This is a genomic window from Cupriavidus taiwanensis (genome assembly GCF_900249755.1).
Taxonomy (GTDB): Bacteria; Pseudomonadota; Gammaproteobacteria; order Burkholderiales; family Burkholderiaceae; genus Cupriavidus; species Cupriavidus taiwanensis_D.
In genome coordinates, this window is sequence record NZ_LT976853.1 from 2,921,389 (window position 1) to 2,937,407 (window position 16,019).

Genomic DNA, 16,019 nt, shown 5'->3' on the forward strand with positions numbered 1-16,019 from the left:
CGCTGACAGCACGCTGTGCCGTCAGCCAGCTGTCCTGCCAGGCACCTCGCACGGCACATCGCCCGCTCCGGCCGGCAGCCCGGAACCGAACCCGCATGATCCTCCAACAAGCCCTGCGACGCGAGCTTGCCTACACCGCCGGGGCGGTGTTCCTGGTGATGCTGACCTTCATGCTCACCTCGCTCGTGATCCGCATCCTGGGGATGGCCGCCAACGGCAAGGCCAGCCCCAACGACGTGCTGATGCTGATCGGCCTGGCCACCATCGGCTACCTGTCGATCCTGCTGTCGGCCACGCTGTTCATTTCCACCCTGATCGTGCTGACGCGCTGGTACAAGGATTCGGAAATGGTGGTGTGGTTCTCGGCCGGCATCTCGCTGCGCGACCTGGTCAAGCCGGTGCTGCAGTTCGCCGCGCCCTTTATCGTGCTGGCGCTGCTGCTGGGCATGTTCGCGTGGCCGTGGGCCAACCAGCAGAGCGCGCTGTTCCGCGACCGCTTCGAGCAGCGCGGGGTGATGTCGATGATTGCCGCGGGCCGCTTCATCGAGCCGGCCAAGGCCAACTACGTGCTGTTCATCGAGGGCATCGACGCCGACATGAAGCATGCGCGCAATGTCTTCGTCGCCAATGCCGAAGCCGACAAGATCGGCGTGGCACTGGCGCACCAGGGCCAGTTCGAGACCATGCCCAACGGCGACCGCCTGGTGGTGATGGAGAACGGCCGGCGCTATTCCGGCACGCCCGGGCAGATCGACTACCGCATCGTCGAGTTCGAGCGCTATGCGGTCAAGGTGGACAACAAGCCGCCCGAGTCCGAGGCCAAGCTGCCGCCCAAGAGCCGCGACACCATCGACCTGATCCGCAACCCCACGCGCGAGAACCTGGGCGAGCTGATCTGGCGCATCTCGCTGCCGATCCTCGCCTTCAACTTCGTCATGATCGCGATCCCGCTGGCCTACGTGAACCCGCGCCTGGGCCGCTACACGCCGCTGGTGTTCGCGGTGCTGATCTACCTGACCTACAGCAACCTGATCAACCTGACGCAATCCTGGGTGCGCAACGGCTCGATGCCGTTCTGGCTGGCCTGGTGGCCGATCCACCTGGCGGTGTTCCTGGGCGCGCTGCTGCTGTTCCGCTATCGCCAGAACCGCAGCCTGGGTGGCTGGCGCGCGGTGTTCGGGCTGCGCCGGCGCGATGCCGCGGCTGCCACGGGAGGCCGGGCATGAGGATCCTGCGCGTCTACGAACGCTATTTCGGCCGGCTGGTCTATGGCGTGTTCGCCTTCATCCTGTTCGCGGTGCTGTCGCTGTTCGTGTTCTTCGACATGCTCAACGAGCTGGAGAACGTCAACGCCCAGTACACCTCGCTGGTGGCGCTGTTCCACGTCCTGCTGCAGGCGCCCACGCGGGTGTATGAGGTGCTGCCGATCGCGGTGCTGATCAGCGCGATCTATGTGTTCTCGCAGCTGGCCAGCCAGTCCGAGTACACCATCTTCCGCGTGGCCGGCCTGAACACGCGCCAGGCGCTGTTCTCGCTGTTCAAGCTGGCGGTGCCGCTGGCGCTGGTGACGTTCCTGTTCGGCGAGTTCATCGGCCCGCGCGCCGAGCAGTACGCGCAGAAGGTAAAGCTGGAAGCAATCGGCGCCACCGTGTCGTCGGGCTTCCGCTCCGGGGTCTGGGTCAAGGACCGCGACAAGGATGCCGCCGGCGGTGGCGAGATCACCCGCTTCGTCAACGTCGCGGGGCTGCGGCCGGACCAGACCATCACCGGCATCACCATGTACGAGTTCGACCCCCAGTACCGGCTGCGCGTGATCCGCGTGGCGAAGGAGGGGCGTTACCAGGGCGGCCAGTCATGGGAGCTGCAGAACGTCAGCGAGACCCGCTTCGTCGAACTGGCGCCGCAGGCGCAAGGCGCGCAACCCGCAACGGCGGCTCCGGCCGCCCCCAAGGCGCCGGCGCGCGACGCGCTGGCGCCGGACTTCCGCGCCGAGCAGGTCAAGTTCCCGCGCGTGGCCATGCATTCGGAGCTGACCCCGCAGATCCTGTCGGTGCTGCTGGTCACGCCGGAGCGGATGTCGACGCTGGACCTGTTCCGCTATATCCGCCACCTGCGCGACAACAAGCAGGACACGCAGCGCTACGAGATCGCGTTCTGGAAGAAGGTGATCTACCCGCTGACGCTGTTCGTGATGGTGGCGCTGGCGCTGCCGTTCGCCTACCTGCACGCGCGCGCCGGCGCGGTCGGCGTGAAGGTGTTCGGCGGCATCATGCTGGGGCTGTCGTTCCACCTGTCGAACACGCTGTTCTCGCACGTCGGCCTGCTGCATACGTGGCCGCCGATCATCTCGGCGCTGGTACCCGGCACGCTCTACCTGATGGTGGCGCTGCTGGCGCTGCGCTGGGTCGATCGCCACTAAGGCCTGCCATGGACGCGCCAACGCAAGCCCTGGTCCTGTTCGCGCACGGCGCGCGCGATGCGCGCTGGCGCGAGCCGTTCGACCGGCTGCAGCAGAAGCTGGTGGCCGCCCTGCCCGGCTGCGCGGTGCGGCTGGCGTTCCTGGAGCTGATGTCGCCGGGGTTGCCCGATACGCTGGCCGGGCTTGCCGCCGACGGCGTGGCCGAGATTACCGTGGTGCCGGTGTTCTTTGGCCAGGGTGGGCATATCCGGCGCGACCTGCCGGCGCTGATCGAGCAGTGCCGGCACCAATATCCGTCGCTGCGGATACGCTGTGCGCCTGCTGTGGGTGAGTCAGAGGGTGTGCTTGATGCGATCGCCGCGTATTGTGCAGCTTCGTTGAAAGCGACTTCGCTTGGCCAACCCTGACCTTCCGGCACACCGATGGCGTGCTCCCTCTCCCGCTTGCGGGAGAGGGTTGGGGTGAGGGCCAGGCTTGCCCACGAAGTGCAAGGCAGTGGTATGCCAGTGCCTGCCCTCACCCCCTGCCCCTCTCCCGCGAGCGGGAGAGGGGAGCACACCGCCAGCGTGCCAGCGGTGTCAGGCAGCCCTGACAGCCATCGTGTCTGCCGCCCTTTTGCCCACTTCAGTAGCCCGCGCCGCCAGCGCCGCCCCGATCATCAGCAGGCTAGGCTGCACCGGATCGATCCACGCCGCCGCCTCGCCCGCCGCCATCTGTCCAAGCGTGAATTCGCGGCTGCGCTGCTGCGGCGTGGTGGCGGCTTCGACCACCCATGCCGGCGTCGAGGCGGGCTTGCCGTGCGCGATCAGCTGCGCGGCGATCGACGCGGCCTGGTCGCGGCCCATGTAGTAGACCAAGGTATCGGCCCTGACCGCGGCTTCGATATCGGCCGAGCCCTCGCCATCCGCGGCCTTGGCCTGCGTGGCAAAGGCCACGCTGCGCGACACGCCGCGCCTGGTCAGCGGCTTGCCGATGGCCGAAGCCGCCGCCAGCGCGGCGGTGATGCCGGGCACCACTTCGTACTCAATGCCGGCTGCTTCCAGCGCCTGCAGTTCCTCGTCGGCGCGGCCGAACAGCATCGGGTCGCCGCCCTTCAGGCGCACCACGCGCTGGTACTTGCTGGCCAGGTCGACGATCTGGCGGTTGATGAACAGCTGCGCGGTCGAGCGCTGGCCGCAGCGCTTGCCGACTTCGACCAGCTGCGCCTGCGGACACCAGGCCAGCATCTCCGGCGACACCAGCGCGTCGTGCAGCACCACCTGGGCTTCGCCCAGAAGCCGTGCACCACGCACCGTAATGAGGTCTGCCGCACCGGGGCCTGCCCCGATCAGGAACACCTTGCCGTAAGTCTTCTGCGCCTGCTTGTCCATCTGCCGCCCCTTTCCTGTCGTTACCGGTCAGGAGAACGCACGGATCATGCCCGCCGCCACCGTGTGGTTGGTGGCTTCGTCGATCAGCACGAAGGCGCCGGTCGCCGGGTTGTCGCCGTAGGCATCGCAGACGATCGGCTTCTGCAGCGAGATCTGCACCGAGCCGATATCGTTGAGGCGGATGTCATGGCGGCCGGTCTCGTGCGACAGCGTGTGCACGTCCAGCACCCGGTCCACCGCGGACACGCGCGCGAACACGCTGGCCGTGGTGTGCTTGAGCACGTACTTGCGTGCCGGGTTCAGCGACTCGTCGTCGAACCAGCACAGGTCGGCCTGCAGCTTCTTGGCCGATGCGGTGGTGGCGTCGGCGGCAACGAACATATCACCGCGTGATACATCGACATCCTCGGCCAGGCGCACCGTGACGGTGTCGCCGACATTGGCCGATGCGGCCGCGCCGTTGGGCGTCAGCACCTCGGCCACCACGGCTTCGCGGTTGGCCGGCAGCACGCGCAGCTTCTGGCCGACGCGCACGGTGCCGGCCTCGACGCGGCCGGCGTAGCCGCGGAAGTCGTCCGACTGCGCGCCGTCCTGGCGAATCACCAGCTGCACCGGGAAGCGCAGCGCGGCGTCGTCCTCGGGCGCAGCCTCTTCCACCGGCAGTTCTTCCAGCAGCGGCAGCAGCGGCTCGCCCTGGTACCACGGCATGGCATCGCTTTCATGCACGATGTTGTCGCCGCGCAGCGCGGACACCGGCACGTAGCGCACGTCCTTCAGGCCCAGCTGCCCGGCCAGTTCGGTGTAGGCGGCGCGGATCTCGTTGAAGCGCTGCTCGCTGTAGTCGACCAGGTCCATCTTGTTGACCGCGACGATCACGTGCCGGATCTCGAGCAGCTTCAGGATCGCCGAATGGCGCTTGGTCTGCGCCAGCAGCTCGGCGCGGCCGTCCCTGACGGTGACGCGCGTGGCATCGACCAGCACGATGGCTGCGTCGGCGGTCGAGGCGCCGGTGACCATGTTGCGGGTGTACTGCTCGTGGCCCGGCGTATCCGCGATGATGAACTTGCGGCGCGCGGTCGAGAAGTAGCGGTAGGCCACATCGATGGTGATGCCCTGCTCGCGCTCGGCTTCCAGGCCGTCGGTCAGCAGCGAGAAGTCGATCTGCTCGCCGGCGGTGCGCTTGTTCTTGGCGTTGGCCAGCGCGGTCAGCTGGTCGGACAGCACGGCCTTGCTGTCGTACAGCAGGCGGCCGATCAGCGTGCTCTTGCCGTCGTCGACGGAGCCGGCGGTGATGAAGCGCAGCAGGCCTTGGTGGGTTGCTTGGTGAGTCATGTCTGGATCCTTTGCTGCGTGCGGCTTAGAAGTAGCCTTCCTTCTTGCGGCGTTCCATCGAGGCTTCGCTGGTCTGGTCGTCCATGCGGGTCGCGCCGCGCTCGGTGATCTCGGTCACCGCGGTCTCGGCGATGATCGCTTCCGGCGAATCGGCAACGCTGGCCACCGGGCAGGTGCAGCTGATGTCGCCGACGGTGCGGAAGCGCACCGACAGCACTTCGCTGACGTCGCCGTCCTGCTTGGGCGTGATCGGCGTGACCGGCACCAGCAGGCCGTTCTTGCGCACCACTTCGCGCTGGTGCGCGTAGTAGATCGGGGGCAGCGCCAGCTTTTCGCGGGCGATGTACTGCCACACGTCCAGCTCGGTCCAGTTCGAGATCGGGAACACGCGCATCTGCTCGCCCGGCGCCATGCGGGCGTTGTACAGGCTCCACAGTTCCGGGCGCTGGGCCTTGGGATCCCACTGGCCGAACTCGTCGCGGAACGAGAAGATGCGCTCCTTGGCGCGGGCCTTCTCTTCGTCGCGGCGGGCGCCGCCCATCAGCGCGTCGAACTGGTGCTCGCCGATGGTTTCGAGCAGCGTCACGGCCTGCGCCGCGTTGCGCGAATCGGTGTCCTTGCGCAGGCGCACGGTGCCGCGCTTGATCGAATCTTCGACATGGCCCACCACCAGCCGCGCACCCAGTTCAGCCACGCGCTGGTCGCGGAAGGCAATCACTTCCGGATAGTTGTGGCCGGTGTCGATATGCACCAGCGGGAACGGCAGCTCGATCTTGCGCTCGCCCAGGCGGAACGCCTTCAGCGCCAGGTGCAGCATCACGATCGAATCCTTGCCGCCGGAGAACAGCAGCGCCGGGTTGCGGCACTCGGCCACCACCTCGCGGATGATGTAGATCGATTCCGCTTCGAGGCGGTCGAGATGGTCGTTCTGTACCTGCAACAGGTGAGCCACGCCCGAGGTGGCTTCTGCGATGTCGTTCATGATGCCCATTTTGTTCCGGCCTCAATGCTTGATGTTCTGTTCGTGGAGCCCGCACTCTTTCGAGTCCTTCGACTCCCACCACCAACGTCCCGCGCGCACGTCCTCGCCCGCGCGCACCGCGCGCGTACACGGCTCGCAGCCGATGCTGGGATAGCCCTTGGCGTGCAGGTCGTTGACCGGCACGTTGTGGCGCTTCAGGTAGGCCCACACCTCGGCCTCGCTCCAGTCCGCCAGCGGGTTGAACTTGGGGATGCCGCGGGCTTCGTCGAGTTCCTCGAACGGCAGCTCGGCGCGCGTCACGGCCTGCTCGCGGCGCTGGCCGGTGAGCCAGGCGTCGGCGTGCGACAGCGCGCGGTTGAGCGGCTCGACCTTGCGGATGCCGCAGCACGACTTGCGCGCGTCGATGCTGTCGTAGAAGCCGTTCAGCCCGTGCTTCTTCAGGTAGTTCTCGACCGCCTCGGCGTCCGGCGTGAACTGTTCGATGGTGTAGCCGTAGTGCGCCTGCACCTTGTCCAGCACCGCCAGGGTCTCGGCGTGCAGGCGCCCGGTCTGCAGCGTGAACACGCGGATGCCGGCGCGCACGGCTTCGCTGCCGCGCAGGATGGCGTCGGTCAGCACCATGTCCTCGGCCGCCAGGCTCGAGGCAAAGCGCGCGCGGAAGAAGCGCGCGGCGATGCCGGCCAGGCGCTCGCCCAGCTCGCGCTCCTTCTGCGCCAGCGCTTCGATGCTGCCGGTGTACTCGGGCGCGGCCCACAGCGCGGGCGGCCGCAGCCCCGACACCGCGCCGGCGTCGGTCTCCGCCACCACCGCGATCTCGCTCAGCACCGTGCTCATGCCGTTTCCTTCGGCTGCGCACCGACCTCGGCGCGCGCGCGGCGGAACAGCGGCAGCGGCTCGTCGACCGAGGCCTGGTAGGTCACGGTGAACTCGGTAAAGCCCTTGATCGCGTCGTCGATGTTCTTGTCGGCGCGCACCGCGAAGGCGTCGAAGCCGCAGCGCTTCATGAAGTTGAGCTGGTCGCGCAGCACGTCGCCGATGGCGCGCAGCTGGCCTTGCCACTTGTAGCGGGTGCGCAGCAGGTAGGCCGTGGAGAAGCCGCGGCCGTCGCGGAACACCGGGAAGTCCACCGCCACCAGCGCAACGCGCTCGAAGTACGCGGCGGCATCGCCCGGCTCGTCTTCCGGCGCCAGCCACACGCCGGTGCGGGCGGCGTCGCGGCCGGCCAGCAGCGCTTCATTGGCCTTCCACACCGACAGCGGGAACAGCACCGCGTCCGTACCCTGCACCGCAGCCGCGATCCGTTCGTCGGTCAGCGGCTGCTCTTCGGTGCCGCGCAGCACGGTCCAGTTGTCTTCGACGATCACCGGGGTGACGTTCGCGCTGCCGGTTGCATCGTGGCGTTGCAGTTGAATGATCTTTGCCATGTTCAGTCTCTCCGGTCCTCAGGCTTCGGCGCGCTCGCGCGGCTGCTTGTCCGCGTACACGCGCTCCTTGAACGGGGCGATGCCGATGCGGGACAGGGTTTCGATAAAGCGCTCGTCCTCGATGCGGTTGGCGACGAAGGTGTCGATGATGCGGCTCACCACCTCGGGCATTTCCTCGGCGCTGAACGACGGGCCGATCACCTTGCCCAGCGCGGTCTGGTTGCCCTGCGCGCCGCCCAGCGTGACCTGGTACCACTCCGAACCATCCTTGTCGACGCCCAGCACGCCGATATTGCCGACGTGGTGGTGGCCGCAGGCGTTGATGCAGCCCGAGATGTTCAGCGAGATCTCGCCCAGGTCGTAGACGTAGTCGAGGTCGTCGAAGCGCTCCTGGATCGCCTGCGCGATCGGGATCGACTTGGCATTGGCCAGCGAGCAGAAGTCGCCGCCGGGGCAGGCGATGATGTCGGTCAGCAGGCCGATGTTCGGCGTCGCCAGGCCGGCCTTCTTCGCCAGCTGCCACAGCGCGTACAGGTCCTGCTTCTTCACGTCCGGCAGCACCAGGTTTTGTTCATGCGCCACGCGCAGCTCGCCGAAGCCGAACTGGTCGGCAAAGCCGGCCACCGCTTCCATCTGCTCGGCGGTGGCGTCGCCCGGGGGCGAGGCCAGGCCCGGCTTGGTCGACAGCGTCACCGCGGCGTAGCCCGGCACCTTGTGGCCGTGCACGCTGCGGCTGACCCAGCGCGCGAAGGCCTTGTCTTCGAGCAGGTGCTTTTCGTACGAGGCGTCGGTATCGGCCAGCTTTTCATACGCGGGCGGCGTGAAGTACTGCGCGACGCGGTCGAACTCGGCTTGCGTCAGCGTGCCCGGGCCGTCCTTGCTGTGCTGCCATTCTTCCTCGACTTCCTGGGCGAACTTGTCGGCGCCGATGGCCTTGACCAGGATCTTGATGCGGGCCTTGTACTTGTTGTCGCGGCGGCCGTAGCGGTTGTACACGCGGATCGCCGACTCGATATAGGTCAGCATGTGCTGCCACGGCAGGTCGTCCTTGATGATCGTGCCCAGGATCGGCGTGCGGCCCAGGCCGCCGCCGGCCAGGATGCGCAGGCGCGTGTCGCCGTCGGCGTTCTTGTAGGCGTAGACGCCGATGTCGTGCATCTGCACCACGGCGCGGTCATCCGCCGACGCCGAGATCGCGATCTTGAATTTGCGCGGCAGGAAGGCGAATTCCGGCTGGAACGTGCTCCACTGGCGCAGCAGCTCGGCCAGCACGCGCGGGTCCACCGACTCGTCCGGCGCGACGCCGGCGAAGTGGTCGGTGGTGATGTTGCGCACGCAGTTGCCCGAGGTCTGGATCGCGTGCATCTCGACGCTGGCCAGCTCGGCCAGCACGTCGGGCACGCGCTCCAGCTCCATCCAGTTGTACTGGATGTTCTGGCGGGTCGAGAAATGGCCGTAGCCGCGGTCGTATTCGCGCGCGATATGGGCCAGCTTGCGCAGCTGCGTCGACGACAGCAGGCCGTACGGGATCGCCACGCGCAGCATGTAGGCGTGGCGCTGCATGTACAGGCCGTTCTGCAGCCGCAGCGGCAGGAATTCTTCCTCGGTCAGCTCGTCCGACAGGCGGCGGCGCACCTGGTCACGGAACTGGGCAACGCGCTCGGCGACGATGCGCTGGTCATATGTGTCGTACTGATACATGGCGGGGTCCGTTCAGTATTCGTTGAATTCAGGAGACGAGCTTGATGGCGACGAGCGTCAGCGTGGTCGCCAGGGCGGCGCGCACCAGCCGCTCGGGCAGCGCCCGCGACAGTTGCGCGCCCAGCCAGATGCCGGGGATCGAACCCACCAGCAGCGCCAGCAGCAAATTCCAGTCGACCGTGCCGAGCCACACATGGCCCAGCCCGGCAAGCGCCGTCAGCGGCACGGCGTAGGCAATGTCGGTGCCGGCCACTTCGGCCGGCTTCATTTGGGGGTAGAGCAGCAGGATCAGCGTGGCGCCGACCGCGCCGGCGCCGATCGACGAGACCGTGACCAGCACGCCGATCACCGCGCCGACGATGACCGTGGCGACGACCTGCCTGCGGCCATGCAGCTGGAAGCGCGGGTTGCGTTCCAGCCAGGCCAGCATCTGGCGGCGGAACAGCAGCGACAGCACCGTCAGCAGCACCGACACGCCGATGGTCACGCGGATCGCATGCAGCCACCGCGCGTCGAGTTCGCCGGCGCTTTTCAGCACCAGGATGGCGGCCACGGCCGCGGGAATGCTGCCGATGCACAGGCGCCGCACCACCTGCCACTGCACGTGGCCGTGGGCGCGATGCGCGATGGTGCCGAAACCCTTGGTGATGGCGGCGAAGGCCAGGTCGGTGCCGACCGCGGTGGCCGGCGAGAAGCCGAACAGCAGCGTCAGCAGCGGCGTCATCAGCGAGCCCCCTCCCACGCCGGTCAGGCCGACGAGGACGCCTACGAACAGACCAGAAGCGGTATAGGCCAGGGACATGTGGGGCTCGGTGTGGCGTGGCCCGCGGCTCTCGCCGTGCAGCGGGCTGCGGCGAGAAGGCGCACCGAGGGCAGGCCGTTCATTAACAAAGTTCGAGAATCGTAATAAACTGGCCTCATACCTCAAACTAATAAGAAGTTGTTTGTTTATACGAACCCAGATATATGAACTTGCACCAGTTTCGCTTCGTGCGTGAGGCCGTCCGGCAGAACTACAACCTGACCGAGGCCGCCAAAGCGCTCTACACGTCACAACCCGGCGTGTCCAAGGCCATCATCGAGCTGGAAGAAGAGCTGGGCGTCGATATCTTTACCCGCCACGGCAAGCGTATCCGCAGCCTGACCGAGCCCGGCCGCCGCATCCTGAGCTCGGTCGAGAAGATCCTGCAGGAGGTGGAAAGCCTGAAGCGCGTCGGCATGGACTATGCGGCGCAGGACCAGGGCAACTTCACCATCGCCACCACGCACACGCAGGCGCGCTATGCGCTGCCGCGCGTGATCAGCGAGTTCACCAAGCGCTACCCCAAGGTGCGGCTGTCGATCCAGCAGGGCAACCCGGCGCAGATCGCCGACATGCTGCTGCATGACCACGCCGACATCGGCATCGCCACCGAAGGCATCTCCAGCGACAAGAACCTGGTGTCGCTGCCGGGCTACCAGTGGACCCATATGGTGATTACGCCGCCCGACCACCCGCTGCTGGACAAGAAGCACCTGGCGCTGGAAGACCTGATGGGGTACCCGCTGGTCACCTACGATGCCAACTTTGCCGGCCGCACCAAGATCGACAAGGCCTTCGCGCTGCGCCACCTGGCGCCGGACATCGTGCTCGAGGCCATCGACGCCGACGTGATCAAGACCTACGTCGAGATCGGGCTGGGCGTGGGCATCGTCGCCGGGGTCGCCTATGATGCCGAGCGCGACCGCAACCTGCGCGGCATTGCCGCCGGGCACCTGTTCGGCAGCAACGTGACCCACCTGGCCGTCAAGCAGGGGGCCTACCTGCGCAGCTTTGTCTACACCTTCATCGAACTGTTCTCGCCAACGCTCAACCGCAAGCTGGTCGAGCAGGCCATGTCCGGCGACCACGAAGCCTACGAACTCTGAGCCGGCCACGCCGCCGCTCTCTATCTATATAAGAAGCCCATCCACGATGCCTGCCCTGCACACCCCATCCCGCCGCCCGGAGGCCCTGTGAGCGACCTGCCCCGCATCCACTGGACCGAAAACGGCGTCGAGCACAGCGCCGCCTGGCGCTCCGAGGCGGGCCTGCCGCCGCCGCGGCGCGTGGTCGTCGCCGACGACACCACCAGCGCCGATACCGCCTACCGGCTGGCCTGCGAAGGCACCGCGCTGCTGTGGCGCGGCGATTTCCAGAACGCGCGCCAGCTGCTGAACGCGCTGGCGCGCCGCACCGAGCGCAAACCCAAGAAGGCCAGCCGCCCCGGCCAAAAGGCCAAAGACAAGAGCAAGGGCGCGGGCGCGTCGCCCACCGAGGCCTTCCACCTGCACCGGCTGGCGCAGTCGCAGCGCGCGCGCACGCTGGGCATGCTGCTGCTGCCGTTCGAGGCCGGACACGAGATTCCGCTGCGTCGCGCGCCGGATGTGCGCGACGCCTGCGAGCAGGTCTACGGCGCGGCCGGCGAGCCCTACGTGGCCTCGCTGCGCGAGCTGCTGGGCATGATCGGCGCCTACGAATGGCGCAGGAAGGGCGTCGAGATCGCCGCGCTGGAAGACCGCATCCACCCGTGGTACGGCGTGTTCTCGCCGGTGCGCGGCGAGTACGTCGACCTGGTCGCGGCCGAGCCGCTGCCGGCCACGACGCTGGCCTTCGATATCGGCACCGGCACCGGCGTGCTGGCCGCGGTGCTGGCCCGGCGCGGCGTGCAGCGCGTGGTGGCCACCGACCAGGACCCGCGCGCGCTGGCGTGCGCGCGCGAGAACATCGACCGGCTCGGCTACAGCGCCGAGGTCGAGATCGTTGAGGCCGACCTGTTCCCCGAAGGCCGCGCACCGCTGGTGGTGTGCAACCCGCCTTGGGTGCCGGCACGGCCCAGTTCGCCGGTCGAGCGCGCGGTCTATGACCCGGACAGCGCCATGCTGCGCGGCTTCCTGCAAGGGCTGGCCGAGCATCTGGAACCTGGCGGCGAAGGCTGGCTGCTGCTGTCGGACCTGGCCGAGCACCTGGGCCTGCGCTCGCGCGACGAACTGACCGGCTGGATCGACGCCGCCGGGCTGAAGGTGCTGGGCCGCTCCGACATCCGCCCGCGCCACCCGCGCGCGGCCGACGCGGCCGACCCGCTGCACGCGGCGCGTTCGGCGGAAGTGACATCGCTCTGGCGCCTGGGCGTGCGCTAAGGCTGCTCAAGCCGCTGGCGCGGGGCCACGGTGCCGCGCCGGCCGAGTTCGGCTATCCTTTCCCGTCACATATAAGAACGGAGGAGACCATGCTGAAGCTGCCCCTGCGCCCCCTGCTGCTGGCCGGCGCGCTGCTCTGCGCCAGCGCCGCCGCGCATGCCGACATCCGCGTCGGCATCGATGTATCCACCACCGGGCCGGCCGCCTCGATCGGCATCCCGTCCAAGAACACCGTGCTGATGTGGCCGCAGACGCTGGGCGGCCAGAAGGCGCACTACATCATCCTGGACGACGGCACCGACCCCGCCGCCGCGGTGCGCAACGTGCGCAAGCTGATCTCCGAGGAAAAAGTCGACGTGATCGTCGGCCCCAATATCACCCCCACCGCCATCGCCGCGCTCGACGCCGTGGCCGAGGGCGAGACCCCGATGGTGGCGCTGGCCGCTTCGGCCGCGATCGTCGAGCCGCAGACCGACGCCAAGCGCCGCTGGGCCTTCAAGATGCCGCAGAACGACTCGCACATGGCCACCGTGCTGACCGAGTACATGAGCAACCACGGCGTCAGGACGGTCGGCTTCATCGGCTTTGCCGACGCCTACGGCGAAAGCTGGTGGCGCGAGTTCTCCAAGCTGGCCGAAGTGCGCAAGATCAAGGTCGTTGCCAGCGAGCGCTTCTCGCGCAACGACACCTCGGTGACCGGGCAGGTGCTCAAGCTGATGGCGGCCAACCCCGACGCGATCCTGATCGCCGGTGCCGGCACGCCGTCGGTGCTGCCGCAGAAGACGCTGGGCGAGCGCGGCTACAAGGGCAAGGTCTACCAGACCCACGGCATCGCCACCTGGGACTTCCTGCGCATGGGCGGCAAGGACGTGGAAGGCACGCTGTTCCCGACCGGCCCGGTGGTGGTCGCGCGCCAGCTGCCCGAGAGCCACCCGGTGCGCAAGGTGGCGCTGGACTTCGTCAATCGCTACGAAGCAAAGTACGGCGCCGACAGCGTCACGCAGTTCGCCGGCGACGCCTGGGGCGCGTGGATGCTGCTCGACGACGCCGCCCGCCGCGCGCTGAAGAGCGGCGCCCAGCCCGGCACGCGCGAATTCCGCGCCGCCATGCGCGACGCGCTGGAAACCACGACCAATCTCACCATCCCCAACGGCGTGATGAACCTGAACCCGAAGGACCATCAGGGCTTCGACCAGCGTTCGCGCGTGATGGGGGTGATCCGCAACGGCAAGTTTGCCTATGCGGGCGACAAGTAAGCCCGCCGCAACACGAAAGGAAGCATCGACATGCGCAGCAGCCACACTCCCGTCACCGTCGCCTTCATCGGCCTGGGCGCCATGGGTTCGCACATGGTGCGCCACCTGCTGGCCGCCGGCCACACCGTGCGCGCCTTCGTGCGCCGCCCGGAAGCCGCCGAGGCCGCGCGCGCGCTGGGGGCCGAACCGTTCTTCTCGCCCGCCGAGGCGGCGCGCGGCGCCAGCGTGGTGTTCACCAACGTGACCTCGTCCGAAGACGTGCGCGAGGTGCTGCTGGGTGAGCAGGGCGTGATCCACGGCGCCGCGCCCGGCACCATCTGCGTCGACCACAGCACCATCTCGCCCATCGTCACGCGGGAAATCGCCGCGGCGCTGGCCGCGCGCGGCATCGAGGCGCTGGACTGCCCGGTCTCGGGCGGCACCATGGGCGCCGAGGCCGGCACGCTGACCATCATGGTCGGCGGCAAGGCCGAGATGCTGGAGCGGGTGCGCCCGCTGCTCGAGCGCCTGGGCAAGACCATCACCCATATCGGCGACCACGGCGCCGGCCAGGTCGCCAAGCTGTGCAACCAGATCGCCCAGGTGGTCAATATCGAAGGCATTGCCGAGGCCCTGCGCTTTGCCGCCGCGCAGAACGTCGACACCGGCCGCGTGTTCGAGGCCATGGCGACCGGCATGGCCGGCAGCCGCATGCTCGACCTGATGGGCCCGAAGATGGTGGCGCGCAACTTTGCCGCCGGCATCGAGGCACGGCTGCACGACAAGGACTTCGGGCTGGCGCGCGACATCGCCGAGGAAATCGGCCTGGAACTGCCGGCGATGCAGGCCACCTCGGCGCAACTGCGCGCGCTGATGGACAAGGGCTGGGGCAAGGACGATACCTCGTCGCTGCTGCGCGTGCTGGAGGGCTGAGCCCCCCGGCCGGCACCGGCCGCCCGTGCGCTCAGCGCCCCATCAACTGCAGCACCGCGCGCGTCAGCGCGCCGTCCGCGCTGGCCAGGCTGTCCAGCACGTTGAAGTGATGGCAGTCCGGCAGCACCAGGTCGCTCGCCGCCGGATGCCTGACCTTGGCCGGCCACGCCGCGCGGATCAGCGCATGCTGGCGGTGGTACTCGGCCGCCTCCAGTTCCCCCACCGCGATGGCCAGCGGCGCATCATCGGCCGGCGCCATGTACGCGGGCGACAATCGCGCGACATCCGCTTCGGACAGCTTCAGGTCGCACTGCAGGAAGGCCGCGCGCCGCAGCGGTTCCATGTCGTACAGCCCGCTGACCGAAAGCCCGCCCCGCACCAGCCCGGCGGGCAGGTCCGCCCCCAGTTGCGGCCAGCGCGCGGCCATCAGCATCGCCACCAGGTGGCCGCCCACCGAATGCCCCGCCAGGTACAGCCGCTGCGGATCATGGCCCAGCCGGTCCGCCTGCCGGTACAGCCAGGCCACGCTGCGCAGCACCTGCCGCACGATCTCCGGCACCGTCGCCGCCGGCACCAGCGTGTAGTTGACCACCGCCACCGACACCCCCAGCGCCGGCAGCGCGCTGGCGACGAAGCTGTGGTCGTGCTTGTCGAGCGCGCGGTAATAGCCGCCGTGCACGAACACCAGCAGCGGCGGCAAGGCCCCGTTGGCGCGCTGCGCGGGGAAGTAGTCCAGGGTCTCGCCAGACGCATGGCGCGAATCCGCGCCGGCATAGCTCAGGTCCGCCAGGAACGGGCCGCGTGCGCGCACCTGCGCCGACCACTGCGCCCAGCGCGCCAGGTGCGCCGGGTTGTCCGGCACATTGGCGCGGTTGTTGTACTCGCGGTCATAGAAGGCCGGGTCCTGCGAAGGCAGGCGGGCGAGGTGCGCAAGCAGGTCTGGGTCGGTCATGGCGGCGGTCGGTGCGGTCGGCGGGCGCTAGGCTGGACGCCATGCTACCGGATTTGCGCGGCCCCGGACCGGCCCGGCGCCGGTTGTCCGCCGATAGGATTTCCGGCATAATCCCCGGCTCATCCCGGCATCGGTTCCGATGCCGTCACACCTGCCCGGGTGGTGAAACAGGTAGACGCAGGGGACTCAAAATCCCCCGCCGCAAGGCGTGTCGGTTCGAGTCCGACCCCGGGCACCAGATTTCTTCCCAAGCAACAAGCCAAAGCCCGCAAATAAGCCGGCAATAAGCCCGCCACAAGAGGCCGGCTCATGCTCAGACCTCGATTTCGTCGAGCCTGTGCGTCTTCAGCCAGTCGCGAACCAGGACGTTGAGCCGCGTCTGCCAGCGCGGCCCGCTTGCCTTCAACGCCTCGAGGACATCGTCATCGAGGCGTACGGTCGTGGCCGTCTTCGTGGTACCGCGCGGACGGCCGCGCCCGCGTTTTGGGCAATGAGCGGTTTGCTTTCATGTG

General features: G+C 68.2%; 15 protein-coding genes, 1 tRNA gene and 1 pseudogene. 8 read left to right on the top strand and 9 right to left on the bottom strand.

What is annotated here, in order from left to right; translation table 11 throughout:
* Positions 1 to 95 precede the first annotated feature (95 nt).
* The 3 genes from lptF to CBM2594_RS13355 are packed head-to-tail and all read left to right on the top strand — an operon-like array spanning position 96 to position 2,826.
* A complete protein-coding gene (gene lptF, locus CBM2594_RS13345; protein WP_116357243.1) occupies positions 96 to 1,226 on the top strand; it encodes an LPS export ABC transporter permease LptF in 1,131 nt (376 codons plus the stop codon).
* Positions 1,223 to 2,419 (top strand): LPS export ABC transporter permease LptG, encoded by a 1,197-nt coding sequence (gene lptG / locus CBM2594_RS13350; protein ID WP_116357244.1) that lies wholly within the window; start codon positions 1,223 to 1,225, stop codon positions 2,417 to 2,419. Before lptF ends, lptG begins: the two co-directional genes overlap by 4 nt.
* A gap of 8 nt (positions 2,420 to 2,427) precedes the next feature.
* A complete protein-coding gene (locus CBM2594_RS13355) occupies positions 2,428 to 2,826 on the top strand; it encodes a sirohydrochlorin chelatase (RefSeq protein ID WP_116357245.1) in 399 nt (132 codons plus the stop codon).
* 171 nt (positions 2,827 to 2,997) lie between these two features.
* On the opposite strand, the gene cobA is transcribed toward CBM2594_RS13355, so the two are convergent.
* The 7 genes from cobA to CBM2594_RS13390 are packed head-to-tail and all read right to left on the bottom strand — an operon-like array spanning position 2,998 to position 10,030.
* The gene (gene cobA, locus CBM2594_RS13360) at positions 2,998 to 3,789 is read right to left on the bottom strand and encodes a uroporphyrinogen-III C-methyltransferase (protein WP_116357246.1); all 792 of its coding nucleotides are present in this window, start codon (positions 3,787 to 3,789) and stop codon (positions 2,998 to 3,000) included.
* Positions 3,790 to 3,816: 27 nt separating this feature from the next.
* Positions 3,817 to 5,121 (bottom strand): sulfate adenylyltransferase subunit 1, encoded by a 1,305-nt coding sequence (locus tag CBM2594_RS13365; RefSeq protein WP_116357247.1) that lies wholly within the window; start codon positions 5,119 to 5,121, stop codon positions 3,817 to 3,819.
* A gap of 25 nt (positions 5,122 to 5,146) precedes the next feature.
* Positions 5,147 to 6,112 (bottom strand): sulfate adenylyltransferase subunit CysD, encoded by a 966-nt coding sequence (cysD, locus tag CBM2594_RS13370; RefSeq protein WP_062801572.1) that lies wholly within the window; start codon positions 6,110 to 6,112, stop codon positions 5,147 to 5,149.
* Between the two features lie 12 nt (positions 6,113 to 6,124).
* Positions 6,125 to 6,937, bottom strand: a complete 813-nt coding sequence (locus CBM2594_RS13375) for a phosphoadenylyl-sulfate reductase (protein WP_116357248.1) — start codon at positions 6,935 to 6,937, stop codon at positions 6,125 to 6,127.
* Positions 6,934 to 7,527 carry a DUF934 domain-containing protein gene (locus CBM2594_RS13380; RefSeq protein ID WP_116357249.1) on the bottom strand — a complete coding sequence of 198 codons (594 nt, stop codon included), beginning with the start codon at positions 7,525 to 7,527 and terminating at the stop codon, positions 6,934 to 6,936. Before CBM2594_RS13380 ends, CBM2594_RS13375 begins: the two co-directional genes overlap by 4 nt.
* A gap of 18 nt (positions 7,528 to 7,545) precedes the next feature.
* Positions 7,546 to 9,228: a nitrite/sulfite reductase gene (locus tag CBM2594_RS13385; RefSeq protein WP_116357250.1), complete on the bottom strand. Its 1,683-nt coding sequence runs from the start codon at positions 9,226 to 9,228 to the stop codon at positions 7,546 to 7,548.
* Positions 9,229 to 9,256: 28 nt separating this feature from the next.
* Positions 9,257 to 10,030: a sulfite exporter TauE/SafE family protein gene (locus tag CBM2594_RS13390; protein ID WP_116357251.1), complete on the bottom strand. Its 774-nt coding sequence runs from the start codon at positions 10,028 to 10,030 to the stop codon at positions 9,257 to 9,259.
* Positions 10,031 to 10,194: 164 nt separating this feature from the next.
* Between CBM2594_RS13390 and CBM2594_RS13395 the strand changes: the two genes are divergently transcribed.
* From CBM2594_RS13395 to CBM2594_RS13410, 4 genes are all read left to right on the top strand, one after another.
* Positions 10,195 to 11,136, top strand: coding sequence for a CysB family HTH-type transcriptional regulator (locus CBM2594_RS13395; RefSeq protein WP_116357252.1), 942 nt, complete (start codon positions 10,195 to 10,197; stop codon positions 11,134 to 11,136).
* An 87-nt stretch (positions 11,137 to 11,223) separates the two neighbouring features.
* A complete protein-coding gene (locus tag CBM2594_RS13400) occupies positions 11,224 to 12,387 on the top strand; it encodes a methyltransferase (protein WP_116357253.1) in 1,164 nt (387 codons plus the stop codon).
* An 89-nt stretch (positions 12,388 to 12,476) separates the two neighbouring features.
* Complete coding sequence (locus CBM2594_RS13405; protein WP_116357254.1) at positions 12,477 to 13,643, top strand: ABC transporter substrate-binding protein; 1,167 nt, start codon at positions 12,477 to 12,479, stop codon at positions 13,641 to 13,643.
* Positions 13,644 to 13,673: 30 nt separating this feature from the next.
* Positions 13,674 to 14,555 carry an NAD(P)-dependent oxidoreductase gene (locus CBM2594_RS13410; protein ID WP_116357255.1) on the top strand — a complete coding sequence of 294 codons (882 nt, stop codon included), beginning with the start codon at positions 13,674 to 13,676 and terminating at the stop codon, positions 14,553 to 14,555.
* A 31-nt stretch (positions 14,556 to 14,586) separates the two neighbouring features.
* Here the strand turns inward: CBM2594_RS13410 and CBM2594_RS13415 are convergent, their stop codons facing one another.
* Positions 14,587 to 15,507: an alpha/beta hydrolase gene (locus CBM2594_RS13415; RefSeq protein ID WP_116357256.1), complete on the bottom strand. Its 921-nt coding sequence runs from the start codon at positions 15,505 to 15,507 to the stop codon at positions 14,587 to 14,589.
* A 153-nt stretch (positions 15,508 to 15,660) separates the two neighbouring features.
* Here CBM2594_RS13415 and CBM2594_RS13420 point away from each other — a divergent pair.
* A tRNA-Leu gene (locus CBM2594_RS13420) sits at positions 15,661 to 15,745 on the top strand.
* A gap of 75 nt (positions 15,746 to 15,820) precedes the next feature.
* Here the strand turns inward: CBM2594_RS13420 and CBM2594_RS26835 are convergent.
* A pseudogene (locus CBM2594_RS26835) lies at positions 15,821 to 15,985 on the bottom strand (BrnA antitoxin family protein); the annotation flags it as partial.
* Positions 15,986 to 16,019: the final 34 nt, after the last annotated feature.

Coding starts and splice junctions, on each gene's coding strand:
- cysD (WP_062801572.1), bottom strand. CDS start 6,112: ATGGGCATCATGAACGACATCGCAGAAGCCACCTCGGGCGTGGCTCAC.
- CBM2594_RS13415 (WP_116357256.1), bottom strand. CDS start 15,507: ATGACCGACCCAGACCTGCTTGCGCACCTCGCCCGCCTGCCTTCGCAG.
- CBM2594_RS13375 (WP_116357248.1), bottom strand. CDS start 6,937: ATGAGCACGGTGCTGAGCGAGATCGCGGTGGTGGCGGAGACCGACGCC.
- CBM2594_RS13410 (WP_116357255.1), top strand. CDS start 13,674: ATGCGCAGCAGCCACACTCCCGTCACCGTCGCCTTCATCGGCCTGGGC.
- cobA (WP_116357246.1), bottom strand. CDS start 3,789: ATGGACAAGCAGGCGCAGAAGACTTACGGCAAGGTGTTCCTGATCGGG.
- CBM2594_RS13390 (WP_116357251.1), bottom strand. CDS start 10,030: ATGTCCCTGGCCTATACCGCTTCTGGTCTGTTCGTAGGCGTCCTCGTC.
- CBM2594_RS13395 (WP_116357252.1), top strand. CDS start 10,195: ATGAACTTGCACCAGTTTCGCTTCGTGCGTGAGGCCGTCCGGCAGAAC.
- lptF (WP_116357243.1), top strand. CDS start 96: ATGATCCTCCAACAAGCCCTGCGACGCGAGCTTGCCTACACCGCCGGG.
- CBM2594_RS13405 (WP_116357254.1), top strand. CDS start 12,477: ATGCTGAAGCTGCCCCTGCGCCCCCTGCTGCTGGCCGGCGCGCTGCTC.
- CBM2594_RS13365 (WP_116357247.1), bottom strand. CDS start 5,121: ATGACTCACCAAGCAACCCACCAAGGCCTGCTGCGCTTCATCACCGCC.
- CBM2594_RS13385 (WP_116357250.1), bottom strand. CDS start 9,228: ATGTATCAGTACGACACATATGACCAGCGCATCGTCGCCGAGCGCGTT.
- lptG (WP_116357244.1), top strand. CDS start 1,223: ATGAGGATCCTGCGCGTCTACGAACGCTATTTCGGCCGGCTGGTCTAT.
- CBM2594_RS13380 (WP_116357249.1), bottom strand. CDS start 7,527: ATGGCAAAGATCATTCAACTGCAACGCCACGATGCAACCGGCAGCGCG.
- CBM2594_RS13355 (WP_116357245.1), top strand. CDS start 2,428: ATGGACGCGCCAACGCAAGCCCTGGTCCTGTTCGCGCACGGCGCGCGC.